Source organism: Brasilonema angustatum, assembly GCF_059505445.1.
Map to the genome: position 1 here is coordinate 47,196 of NZ_JCACKO010000156.1, position 12,015 is coordinate 59,210.

The following is a 12,015-nucleotide window of genomic DNA, read 5'->3' on the forward strand; positions in this document are numbered from 1 at the left end:
GTACACCCATTTCTGTAAGATGAGCATGATAACTTGTGAGAGCTAAGTTAAGTACTAGGAGCTTTTATGACAGACCAACCTTCCGCTGCTACTCCCATGAACGCCGCTGCTATTCCAATGAATAGAGTTTCAGCAGCGACTCCGATAAATGCTGCTCCCCCTCAACCAGTTGCTGGTGTTCCGGGGAAAAAGATTCTCAGTATTGACTTAGGTAGAACTTCTACAAAGACTTGTATTAGCCGCGAGTCTAATAATGTGACGTTCGTCTCCGCAAACGTGAAAGAAATGTCAATGGAACAAGTGCGTGGAGGTGTTTTTGAAGCCCGCGCAACTGATCCTTTGATGGATCTGTGGTTGGAATATCAAGGCAATGGATACGCTGTAGGTCAATTGGCAGCAGATTTCGGAGCTAACTTAGGAGTCGGTCAATCTAAAGTCGAATCCGCACTGATCAAAGTCTTGGCTTGCGCTGGCTACTTTAAGCTCAAAGATGAGATCTCTGTGGTACTCGGTCTGCCTTACCTTTCTCAAGAACAATTTGAGAAGGAAAAAGCACAGCTCATCAGCCAACTCAGTGGTCCTCATGTGATGAATTTTCGCGGAGAAAGCGTACCATTGAATATCAACAAGGTTTGGGTCATGCCAGAAGGCTATGGCAGCTTACTATGGTGTGAGGCTCAACCAAAGAGAGGTACAGCAATGCCCGACTTTACCAAAGTCTCTGTAGCAATTGTTGATATTGGACATCAAACCACCGATTGTTTGATGATTGATAATTTCCGCTTTGCCCGAGGTGCGTCAAAGAGTGAAGACTTCGGTATGAGCAAGTTTTATGAACTGGTTGCTGCTGAAATTGAGGGCGCAGATAGCCAGTCTCTATCTTTGATTGCTGCAGTCAACCGAATCAAAGGCGATCGCTTCTACCGTCCTAGAGGTGCAAGCAAGCCTACCAATCTAGATGACTTTCTTCCCAATTTGATAGAAATGTTTTCTCGCGAAATCTGTAACCGCGTGCTAGCATGGCTACCAGAGCGCGTTACCGATGTGATTCTCACCGGAGGAGGTGGAGAATTCTTCTGGGAAGATGTTCAACGCTTGCTCAAAGAAGCAAAAATTAATGCCCACTTAGCTTCGCCGTCTCGGCAAGCAAACGCTTTAGGGCAATATATTTATGGAGAGGCACAGTTATCCAACGCTCGCGCTAGAACTTAACACTGATGTTCCAATGGTCAAAAAAAGTAGTGAAATCCGTTACGTTTGAGCCAGGGGTGGCTGACGAAAGCTTGTTAGCTCTTGTGGAAAGTCATTTGGAGAAAGATCCCCAAAAAACTTTCAGCGACCTCTGTAAAGAAGCCTTATGGCAATCTTTATGCGTACCGGAATCTGTACGACCAGCCCCGAAACCAGCAGCAGCAACAGTAACACAAGGGGTGGAACAAAAAATTCTGGAACAAAAAATTGCTGCACTGCAAAGTCAGATAGCTAACGTTGAGGAACGTTTTTTTGCCAAGGAAGCTAATCGGTTGGAAATGCTGGAACAGCAGCTAATACAACTGAGTCAACAAGTGGCTCAATTGGCTATTATGCTGAACAATGTTTCAACCACTTCCCCTCCAACCCCTCAACAGGTCTCAGCCATAGAAGTAATCAATCATACTTCTATTCCTAATCATGCTGCTGCCACTCCTTCTCAAGAAGTTGATCCAGTTATCAGCCGTATTAGCCAGTTTCTGGATGATTTCTAAGGACATTTCAGGCTGTGAATGTGTTTGACTGGTATAAAACCTCCTTAATGAGAATTCTCTTAAGGAGGTTTTATATTTATGAATTTTTATTGTTTTGTGTTAACCACTTAGCAGGGCTAGTTTGTGGTGTTTGTGGCTGCTTTGAGACGGCAGTTGCTTTATCGGTTTTTTTATTACCATAGCTGAAGCTATCCACCAGATTGCCTTGTCCATCATACAGTAGCCCCACATTCCCTTTATTGTTCCAAAGTGCTCGCTTAATGCCAAAACTCAAACTCCCGCTTTCTGGGTGTATCTCATTGGTATAAACTCGCAAACTTTTTCCTGGTGTCAACAGCGTCCCTTTGGGAAAATAAAAGTTTTGCCGACCATCGTCACTATTGAGTCGCCACCCTGATAGATCTACTTTTGCTAGTCCCTGATTGGTAATTTCAACATACTCATCTGACTCCGTCTGTTTTACGACCCCTTTATAGAAAATGTCTTTAATCACTACTCCCCGTGGACTAGTATTGACGCTAGCCTCAGCCTTAGTCGGCAAGCCTAGTACTGTTGTGAAGCACAAAACCAAAGCAACAATGGCAACAGCCGTCTGTGAGAAAAGTTTTTTCATAAAATCCTTGCTTACTCCCTCTGTTCAGCATAGATCATGAGATCTAGTATGAAAATTATCCAAAATTAAAGTAATTTAATATACTAGTCCCATAATTTAGGCGGTCAAATGCAAAGAATTCAAAAACTTTATCCACCCATCGAACCTTACAAACAAGGCAAGTTAAAGGTTTCTGACCTGCACACTATTCATTTTGAAGAGTCAGGCAACCCACATGGCAAGCCAATTGTTTTGCTACATGGAGGACCAGGAGGTGGATGTCCGCCCTTTTATCGACAATATTTCAATCCAGAAAAATGGCGTCTTGTAATGTTTGACCAACGTGGTTGTGGTCAAAGTACGCCTCATGCAGAACTACGGGAAAACACCACTTGGGATTTGGTTAGTGATATTGAAAAGCTGCGATCGCATTTGGGTATAGAAAAGTGGGTTGTCTTCGGTGGAAGTTGGGGAAGCACTCTAGCATTAGCTTACAGTCAAACTCATCCCTCTCGATGCACGGGACTCATTTTACGTGGCATCTTTATGTTAAGGCACAAAGAATTGCAATGGTTTTATCAAGAGGGAGCTAGTTATATTTTTCCTGATGCTTGGGAAGAATATCTCAAACCAATTGAGCGTACAGAACGTAATGATCTGCTAACAGCTTATTACAAACGCTTAACCAGTTCAGATGCACAAACTCGGTTGGAAGCAGCCCGTGCTTGGTCAATTTGGGAAGCTAGTACAAGTCGATTGTTTCTAGATACAGAACTGATGCAAAAGTTTGGCACAAATGAGTTTGCAGAAGCCTTTGCACGAATTGAGTGTCATTATTTTATTAATAAAGGATTTTTTGAATCAGAGAATCAATTACTTTCAAATGTTGAGCGCATCCGCCATATTCCTACAGTGATTGTTCAAGGACGTTACGATGTTGTTTGTCCGATGATATCCGCTTGGGAATTACATCGTGCTTGGGAAGAAGCTGAATTTGTTGTTGTCCCTGATGCTGGACATTCAATGAGTGAACCAGGAATTCTTAGCGCTTTGATTTCGGCAACAGATAAGTTTGCAAACTTTCAATGAGTTAGGAACACATTTAGTTATTTGTGTGTCATCAATAGTATCATAATTACTATTACACTTTTTATACTAAAAGTCTTGTTACCGGGTGCCCTGTGTGAATGCTAGAATCCACTGTTAGAAAGTAGGGATACCTCAATGTCAGTAGTAGCTAACGTAGTCAAATTTGGTACAGACGGCTGGCGGGGCGTCATTGCCGATGAGTTCACCTTTGAGCGTGTAGCCTTAGTTGCGCCACTTGCCGCAAAAGTTTTACTTGATACATACGGAAAAACAACAGGCAGCCGTACAATTATTGTCGGACACGATCGACGGTTTATGGCAGAAGATTTTGCTCATAAAGTCGCGGATGTTGTCTGTGCTGCTGGATTTGATGTACTACTCACGGATACTTATGCCCCAACTCCAGCTTTTAGTTGGGCGGCGAAGGAACAAAATGCCTTGGGTGCACTCGTAATTACCGCGAGTCATAATCCAGGCAAATATTTGGGATTAAAAGTCAAAAGTGCTTTTGGTGGTTCTGCACCGCCAGAAGTTACCAAGCAGATAGAAGCACTTTTATCAGACGAACTACCACCCGCATCAACTCCAGGCAAAATAGAGAAATTCAACCCCTGGGGCAGTTATTGTCAAGCACTCGAAGGTAAAGTTAACATTGCAAAAATCCGCGATGCGATAGCCGCAGGTAAACTCACAGTATTTGCCGATGTGATGCATGGCGCGGCTGCTGGTGGATTGGCAATGCTACTTGGCAATGAGATCAAAGAAATTAACAGCAATCGTGATCCCCTGTTTGGTGGCGGCGCACCAGAACCACTACCCAAATACCTTTCGCATCTATTTGAGGTGATGCAAAATCACCAAAAAACGAATCAAGGAGGTTTAGCGGTAGGGTTGGTGTTTGACGGGGACAGCGATCGCATTGCCGCTGTTGATGGAGACAGCAATTTCCTAAGTTCACAAATCTTAATCCCAATATTAATCGACCACTTAACCCTACGCCGCAATTTCAAAGGCGAAATAGTCAAAACTGTGAGTGGTTCTGACTTGATTCCTCGCGTAGCAGCACTCCACAACTTGTCAGTGTTTGAAACAGCCGTCGGTTATAAATACATTGCTGACAGAATGTTAGAAGCACAAGTTTTGTTGGGTGGCGAAGAATCGGGAGGAATTGGGTACGGAAGCCATATACCTGAACGCGATGCACTTTTATCAGCATTGTACGTGCTAGAAGCGATCGTGGAATCTGGGCTAGATTTAGGTGATTACTATCGCCATTTACAACAACAAACAGATTTCACCTCCGCCTATGATCGCATCGATTTACCCCTCGCCAGCATGGAAGTGCGATCGCGTCTTTTACAACAATTGCAAACCCAACCTTTAACAGAAATCGCAGGAAAACCAGTCATTGATTGCCAGACAATTGATGGCTACAAATTCCGCCTAGCGGACAACAGTTGGTTAATGATTCGTTTTAGCGGTACCGAACCCGTTTTACGGTTGTACTGCGAAGCACCCACACTTCAACAAGTACATCAAACTCTAGCTTGGGCAAAAGACTGGGCAGAGAATTAACAATTCAAAATTCAAAATCACCGAAGATTGGAGCGGAGGTTTCCTCCGCTCCAACTTCTCTCAAAATTCAAAATTAAAGACAGTTTGAGTTGGGGATTGAAACCTTAACTCAAACTGAGGAAGCAGTGCTGTGGGCAGGTTTCCCGACAACAGTCATCTGGCGTATCTCCTCTGGAGATGCTTCGCTTTAGCCCTCTGGGCGTGCGCTTTGCGCATACCCGAAGGGTTATCAGTTGTCATAAGTCAGTGATCACTGTTAACTGTTAACTGTTAACTGTTAACTGACTTATGACATTACTCGTAGTAGCGACAGGAAATCCAGGTAAGTTGAAAGAAATGCAAGCTTACCTAACTGATTCTGGTTGGGACTTAACTCTCAAGCCTGAAGAATTGGAAATCGAGGAAACAGGAGATACCTTTAGTGCTAATGCCTGCTTAAAAGCATCCCAAGTAGCACTTGCAACAGGAAACTGGGCGATCGCTGATGATTCTGGCTTACAAGTGGATGCCCTTGATGGTGCACCAGGAGTGTATTCTGCACGTTATGGCAAAACTGATGAAGAGCGAATTGCCAGAGTGTTGCGGGAATTAGGCGACACACCAAATCGGCAAGCCCAATTTGTTTGTGTCGTGGCGATCGCTCGTCCAGATGGTACAATCGCTTTACAATCAGAAGGGGTTTGTCCTGGTGAAATCCTCTACACGCCTCGTGGAAATAGCGGTTTCGGCTATGATCCAATTTTTTACGTTCAACAAAAGCAATTGACATTTGCTGAGATGACGCCAGAGTTAAAGCGTTCAGTTAGCCATAGAGGCAAAGCTTTTGCATCTTTACTTCAAAAGTTGCCTCATTTAAATAACACTGATTGTTAGTTGTTAGTTGTTAGTTGTTAGTTCAACTTCTATCTAAATATGAACGACTAACGACTAACGACTAACTTTTTGTGGCTAAACAGCTTCTGTATTCTTTTCCCCGGTACGAATTCGCACAACTTGTTCAACTGGCGAGATGAAAATTTTGCCATCACCGATTTCACCTGTGCGAGCAGCTGCGATAATTTTATCAACAACCATATCAACTTGGTTGTCTTCAACAACTATTTCCACTTTTAGTTTTTGCAAAAATTCAACTGTGTACTCAGAACCGCGATAGCGTTCTGTTTGACCTTTTTGACGTCCAAAACCCCGTACCTCTGACACAGTCATACCAACGATACCAGCATTAACGAGGGCAATTTTTACCTCATCAAGCTTAAAGGGACGAATAATAGCTTCTACTTTTCTCATTTCTTTTCTCCCGACTTCTACGTTTATCTATCAAAGCAGATCCAGTGTCTAACATTTTTGCGTTTGCTGTTACAGATTGCAGATTTAACTTGTGAGATTTGTTAAGATTCAAAAGTCAAAAGTTACTGTTAACCGTAGATAGTCTTAACAAAAAACTGCAATCAGCATGCTCATTAGCTTAGCAACGTCACCTCAAATAAATATTGAATCACTTGCCAGATGACTTAACAGTAAATGATTTACTTATCAAAGAAAAGTAAAACTAGTAATACTAAATCCGGATACTTTCTTTTTTCCATTAGTCTGCACGACTTTTGGACAAGTCTCGTTTCGTTCCACCTGTTTTAGGGGACAAAGGAGACTATAAAAGCGGATTTGGTATAAGCATTATCTACCTTAATCATCTTTTCAGTTATTCTATGAGGTTTCTACGTTCAATTTATCATTTTTTCGTAGCTTATTTAACTTTTAAACAAAGATGAAGTGTGATGTGTCACACTTTTAGTTTAAGAATGATTTGACTTAACGACTATGACTTTGAAGTAAAGGGCGTACTACCAAATACCCAGCACTAAAACCAAGAGCAATAATGAACAAGATACCTATTATTAACCACCAGCCCTTAATTCGTAAAGGCTCTGATTCTCTGTAAGAATCATAGCTAACTTGCTGTTCCTCTATAAAGACTGGTTCTGGAATGGAACTTGGAATTTCTATTTTTTGGGAAAAAACAGGTGTCTGGAAATTTTCTGCATAAAAAGCACGCGGATGGGAAACTTGCTCTTTAGAACCTACTTCAGTAATAGGTGGTTTTTTTTGGGTTCTAGAATCAGAAGATGCTTGGGAAGCTTGAGAAAAATTAATCTTGGCTTGTGAATCAACCAGCTTTTGCAAGCGCGAAACAGACTCAACAGCTTTGGTAATTTCTTGCCTAAGTAATTGATTTTCTTTTACGACTTGTTGATTTTGAGCATTGAGAGTGTCTAACTTTCCTTGGACAGTTTGCAATTCTGTTGCCAAGTCCCGATAGACAGAAAGCGGTACAGAGGGAGAATAGACTTGTGTATTTCCTGTTGGTGTATTGCTGTGAACTGAATTTGAGATTGTTCGCATTGGTAAATTTCAATCAAAATTTAATGTCAGTCAGTTAAGCGAATTTGCTACCAGAGACAATTAGTCTGGTGAAAGTATGCCCAAGAATAATAGAAAGATATTCTTGAAGCTAAAAATGATGAATTTACAATTTAAGAGGAGAAAGATACAAGTTTATCAAAAATAGGATATAAATTTGTAAAGTATGAGCTTAAAAAGGAATGTTGGTAAAAAAGAAGTTTAAACGATTTTGCAACTTCTGTCATTCCTTACTTTGTGACTCCCTTACTTATTCAACAGTGGGAAGAAGTGTCCCACAGGACCTTGTCCTTTGCCAATATCTAAAGCGTAAGAAAGGGCTGAAGTGACATACTCCTTTGCTTGTCGTACTGCTGTTATCAAGTCGCTTCCAAGTGCAAGATGGGCGGCGATCGCCGCAGACAGAGTACAACCAGTACCGTGAGAATTTTTTGTTTCTACGTGTTTTGTTGTCAAAGTTTCCATCTTGTGTCCGTCGAACCAAATATCAACACCACGTGAATTTCCTTGCATACCTCCACCCTTGACTAAAACAACCTTTGCCCGTACATTCCTGTGAATGATTTGAGCCGCTGCTCTCATATCATCTAGTGAATTAATTGGTAAACTGCTTAAAATCTGGGCTTCATAGCGATTTGGTGTCACAATAGCAGCCTTAGGAATGAGCAAATGACGCAGAGTGTTCACAGCATCATTATCTAGTAATTGTGCCCCTGTGCGAGAAACCATCACTGGATCGACGACTAAGTTTTGAATTTGTAAAGCCTCCACCTGTTCAGCAACAGCGGTAATGATTTCCTTGTTAAATAGCATTCCCGTTTTCACCGCTTGGACGCCTATATCTTCATACACGGCGCGAATTTGTGCCACAACAGCCTCTGGTGGTATAGGATCAACCCGCATGACGCCCAAAGTATTTTGTGCTGTCACGCAGGTGATAGCGCTTGTTCCGTGAACGCAGTGAAAGGCAAAAGTGCGTAAATCTGCTTGAATACCCGCACCACCACCGCTATCAGATCCGGCGATAGTTAAAGCAACGGGCACCTTGGATGTTGTTTCGGAGTTCATAGGTTAGGGGAGGGAGAGAGGGAGAAAAAGAGGGAGGGAAGGAAACTTCCCTCACTTCCCCATCTGGTGTTAATGGTGGTTGTTCTTGGTTTTTAAGTTTAGACTTTTAACTTTTAAGGCTTTGCAATTGACTTTGCAAATATTTGCCCCATTCTGCGGCTAAGGGAATCTCTGTAAAAGGAACACGTACTGTTTTGTCTGGTTCGGAAAATAAAAATTCCAACTCAATAGTACGACCTTTTTCGGGTGGTTTTTCTACTTCTACTTGTTTTGAGTCTACCAAAAGGGTGATGCTTTGCACATCAAGCAAAGAAAATGATTCTAACTTGATTGGTCCTTTTGGCGTTGGTTTGCCCCAAGTTATATTGTTGCCTTTGTGACCCAAAACTGCATAAATATCATACTTAGCTTGTTCAAATTGTTCTGCCCAAGTGCGGTATGCTTCTATCTTTTGATATTCCTGTGAACCTTGCCAAGCCAACCAAAAAAATGCGAATAACAGCGGTAACCATAAAAGACCACGTTCCATCTTTTAAAAATTGTCCTCCAGTTTGTATAAAAATCCTAAGTTTAGTGCCAGATGCACCACCAAAGGGCTTGTATGAGTTATGGTAGTGAGCAAACTGGCAAAAAGCGGTAATGGTTTGAAATGAGAAAGTTAATATTATTTTGCTTATTTGTCATCGGGCTGAGCGTTGCCTTGTTTAATTTTATGAATTTTCAGGGACTCGCAGCCAAAGGCGAGTTTGAGACAATAGTCCTAAATTTTCGGGAAGATATTCCCAAAGAGGTATTGCAGCAGGATCTGCAAGCTATTGCTCAACAGTACAACGTCACTCCCGAACTAGATAATCAATATTCGGCCAAGGACAATGTTTATATCATCAAGGGCGATAAGCTGCGACTCAAAGAATTGAAAAAGTCGCCACTTGCCCGAGTCATGGATTTTATTGAACCAAATTATATCTACAAAATTCCCAAACCAGGTCAAGCAACTTGGCTGGGAGAATTATTAGAACCCTCGCAAGAGGCTGACGAAGCAAAACCGACATTGAAAGGTCCCAACGATCCCTATTACAGCAAGCAGTGGAATCTCCATAATATTCATGTTGAAGGCGCGTGGACTCAAACCAAAGGCAAAGACATTACGGTTGCAGTGATTGATAGCGGCGTCACTCGCGTGCGTGATCTTATAGAGACAGAATTTGTCCCTGGCTATGACTTTGTTAGCGACAGAGTAGAAGCCAAGGACGATCATGGACATGGCACTCACGTTGCTGGTACGATCGCCCAATCGACCAACAACAGCTATGGCGTAGCTGGAATTGCCTACGAAGCCAAGCTGATGCCTCTCAAGGTTCTGAATGAGTATGGCGGTGGTACTGTTGCTGATATCGCAGCAGCGATTAAGTTTGCTGCTGATAATGGTGCAGATGTGATAAATATGAGCTTAGGCGGTGGCGGTGACAGTCACCTGATGAAAGATGCTATTGACTATGCCCATAGAAAAGGAGTGATCATCATTGCTGCTGCTGGTAATGAAAATCAGAACTCTGCTTCTTACCCAGCGCGTTATCCCCATGTTATCGGTGTTTCGGCATTTGGTCCGGATGGCGATCGCGCACCCTATTCAAACTTTGGTGCTGGAGTAGATATCTCCGCCCCTGGTGGTAGTGATGCAGGCAAGATTTTGCAAGAAACCATCGACCCTGATAACAAAGGCACAGCAGTGTTTATGGGTTTCCAGGGGACAAGCATGGCAGCACCCCACGTTGCTGGTGTTGCTGCATTAGTAAAAGCCTCTGGCGTCAAAGAACCAGACCAAATTCTCGAAGTCCTCAAGCAGTCAGCACGAAGTGTTCAAGATGACAGTTTGAACTACTATGGCGCTGGACAACTCAACGCAGAAGCAGCAGTGCAATTAGCCACTCAAGGGCAAATTTCTTTCCAAGACTTCTTCCGTTGGCTACGGGATAGCGGCTATCTCAACCCTGGTTTTTGGATTGATGGCGGTGCTATAGCGTTGTTACCCAAGATTTTGATGGTCGTCGGTTCTTATGTCCTGGCTTGGTTTTTACGGGTTTACTTCCCGTTCCGCTGGGGCTGGAATTTATCCTGGGGATTGATCACTGGTAGTTCAGGATTATTCTTTCTCAAGGGAATCTATATTTTTGACCTTCCCCAATGGCCTTTCCGTGTGTTGGGCAGTTCTATTCCAGAATTAGGCAATACCCTTCAAGGAACAGATGCTTTTAACCCACTGTTTGCCAGCGTACTAATTCCCTTAGGCTTAATGGCGCTCTTGCTAGGAAATCCTAAATGGAAGTGGTTTGCCATTGGTTCATCACTAGGTGTAGCAGCGTGTTTAGCGGTAAGTGCAGTTTTAGATCCTGCAGTTTTGGGATTGGGCAGTGGTATCTTAGCCCGTATATTCCTCATCGTTAATGCTGTGTTATGTTTCGGTTTAGCTCGTTTAGCTGTCAAAAACGAAGAACAACCAGCTTAAACAGAAATAGGAGGGAAGTAGGGAAGTTTTCCTCCCTCTCTCCCTCTGTGTCTCATCCCCTCAGCAATTAGGAGCAGTTTTACGGATATGAGCATCACAGTTACAGGTACCGTTGAACGCCGTGACATTGGTACTGGCGCTTGGGCGCTAGTTACTGATAAGGGTGATACATACGAAATCCTTAGAGGAGGAGACAAAAATTTACTCAAACAAGGACAAAAAGCAAAAGTCACTGGACAGGTACGTGAAGATGTTATGACTGCTGCTATGATTGGCCCAGTGCTAGAAGTAAAATCTTTTGAGGTGATTAACTCTCCTTAGACGCTGGTGAATTGAGAACTTCTTGCAAGCGACTTCTAAATTCGCCTTTGGGATGACCACCTTTGACCTCGCCCAAAATTTCAAATTCTCCTTCTGGCGAATCACAAATAATGTAGGTGGGCCATCCCATCTGTGACTTATCAGGGTATTGACTCAACAGAATCTGACGATACTTCCGATAAGTCGCTGTATCCTGCATTTTCACGTCAATAAATTGCAAACCCAATTCTTCTGTCACCTTTTTGTCATAGAAAGACATCTTGTGGCAGAGACCGCAGTCTTCGGAAGAAAACTTGATGACAGCTAAATTCATAGATTTACCTAACTCCATAAGAAGCCTCCCACTATAACGGTACTCCGTTTGGCGGTGCTCGATTTGAATAGTGATTTTTGGAATCCCCCCGCACTTGCCCCAAGGATTAGCGGTGGCAAAATATCAAAATTCTTGAGATCTTAACACTGGCTTGTGGAATAACATATTATAGAAGAATACCAAATATTACCAGTCAGCGATTGAACGTTAGGTGCAAACCGCCAAATGCTCACTTGTTTCGTATCAAAAAATAAATCCCCAGTAGCGAGTAGCCAACTAGGGAAGTGAGTTATCAGGGTGCATCTACCAATTCTATGTTCTATGAATAACTAGGGTGTTCCGGACAAAAACCGCCAAATTCTCACTTGTTTCGTATCAAAAAATAAAT

Annotated in this window: 13 protein-coding genes; 7 read left to right on the plus strand and 6 right to left on the minus strand. The window is 42.7% G+C overall.

What is annotated here, in order from left to right; translation table 11 throughout:
- Positions 1–66 precede the first annotated feature (66 nt).
- Both fcmB and fcmC read left to right on the plus strand, forming a co-directional pair.
- Positions 67–1,212 carry a filament morphology actin-like protein FcmB gene (fcmB, locus tag AC5JM2_RS34885; protein ID WP_495840636.1) on the plus strand — a complete coding sequence of 382 codons (1,146 nt, stop codon included), beginning with the start codon at positions 67–69 and terminating at the stop codon, positions 1,210–1,212.
- A gap of 5 nt (positions 1,213–1,217) precedes the next feature.
- A complete protein-coding gene (gene fcmC, locus AC5JM2_RS34890; protein WP_495840638.1) occupies positions 1,218–1,745 on the plus strand; it encodes a filament morphology membrane protein FcmC in 528 nt (175 codons plus the stop codon).
- A 76-nt stretch (positions 1,746–1,821) separates the two neighbouring features.
- Here the strand turns inward: fcmC and AC5JM2_RS34895 are convergent, their stop codons facing one another.
- Positions 1,822–2,358: a lamin tail domain-containing protein gene (locus AC5JM2_RS34895; RefSeq protein ID WP_495840640.1), complete on the minus strand. Its 537-nt coding sequence runs from the start codon at positions 2,356–2,358 to the stop codon at positions 1,822–1,824.
- A gap of 117 nt (positions 2,359–2,475) precedes the next feature.
- Here AC5JM2_RS34895 and pip point away from each other — a divergent pair, with 117 nt between their 5' ends.
- From pip to rdgB, 3 genes are all read left to right on the plus strand, one after another.
- On the plus strand, positions 2,476–3,426 hold the full coding sequence (gene pip / locus AC5JM2_RS34900) for a prolyl aminopeptidase (RefSeq protein ID WP_495840718.1): 951 nt from the start codon (positions 2,476–2,478) through the stop codon (positions 3,424–3,426).
- 135 nt (positions 3,427–3,561) lie between these two features.
- Entirely contained in the window at positions 3,562–5,001 is a 1,440-nt protein-coding gene (locus tag AC5JM2_RS34905) for a phosphoglucomutase/phosphomannomutase family protein (protein WP_495840642.1), read from the plus strand.
- 288 nt (positions 5,002–5,289) lie between these two features.
- Complete coding sequence (gene rdgB / locus AC5JM2_RS34910; RefSeq protein WP_495840644.1) at positions 5,290–5,874, plus strand: RdgB/HAM1 family non-canonical purine NTP pyrophosphatase; 585 nt, start codon at positions 5,290–5,292, stop codon at positions 5,872–5,874.
- A gap of 75 nt (positions 5,875–5,949) precedes the next feature.
- Here the strand turns inward: rdgB and AC5JM2_RS34915 are convergent, their stop codons facing one another.
- The 4 genes from AC5JM2_RS34915 to AC5JM2_RS34930 form a co-directional block, all read right to left on the minus strand.
- The gene (locus AC5JM2_RS34915; RefSeq protein ID WP_015197276.1) at positions 5,950–6,288 is read right to left on the minus strand and encodes a P-II family nitrogen regulator; all 339 of its coding nucleotides are present in this window, start codon (positions 6,286–6,288) and stop codon (positions 5,950–5,952) included.
- A gap of 522 nt (positions 6,289–6,810) precedes the next feature.
- Entirely contained in the window at positions 6,811–7,401 is a 591-nt protein-coding gene (locus AC5JM2_RS34920) for a hypothetical protein (RefSeq protein WP_495840648.1), read from the minus strand.
- 264 nt (positions 7,402–7,665) lie between these two features.
- Positions 7,666–8,487: a bifunctional hydroxymethylpyrimidine kinase/phosphomethylpyrimidine kinase gene (thiD, locus tag AC5JM2_RS34925; RefSeq protein ID WP_495840650.1), complete on the minus strand. Its 822-nt coding sequence runs from the start codon at positions 8,485–8,487 to the stop codon at positions 7,666–7,668.
- A 106-nt stretch (positions 8,488–8,593) separates the two neighbouring features.
- On the minus strand, positions 8,594–9,016 hold the full coding sequence (locus tag AC5JM2_RS34930) for a hypothetical protein (protein WP_495840652.1): 423 nt from the start codon (positions 9,014–9,016) through the stop codon (positions 8,594–8,596).
- 120 nt (positions 9,017–9,136) lie between these two features.
- On the opposite strand from AC5JM2_RS34930, the gene AC5JM2_RS34935 reads away from it, so the two are divergent.
- Together AC5JM2_RS34935 and AC5JM2_RS34940 are read left to right on the plus strand one after the other, a co-directional pair.
- Positions 9,137–10,993, plus strand: a complete 1,857-nt coding sequence (locus tag AC5JM2_RS34935) for a S8 family peptidase (protein ID WP_495840653.1) — start codon at positions 9,137–9,139, stop codon at positions 10,991–10,993.
- Between the two features lie 87 nt (positions 10,994–11,080).
- Positions 11,081–11,314, plus strand: a complete 234-nt coding sequence (locus tag AC5JM2_RS34940; protein WP_495840654.1) for a hypothetical protein — start codon at positions 11,081–11,083, stop codon at positions 11,312–11,314.
- On the opposite strand, the gene AC5JM2_RS34945 is transcribed toward AC5JM2_RS34940, so the two are convergent.
- Positions 11,301–11,627 (minus strand): thioredoxin family protein, encoded by a 327-nt coding sequence (locus tag AC5JM2_RS34945; protein WP_495840720.1) that lies wholly within the window; start codon positions 11,625–11,627, stop codon positions 11,301–11,303. The two genes, AC5JM2_RS34940 and AC5JM2_RS34945, sit on opposite strands and share 14 nt — an antisense overlap.
- Between the last annotated feature and the right edge of the window lie 388 nt (positions 11,628–12,015).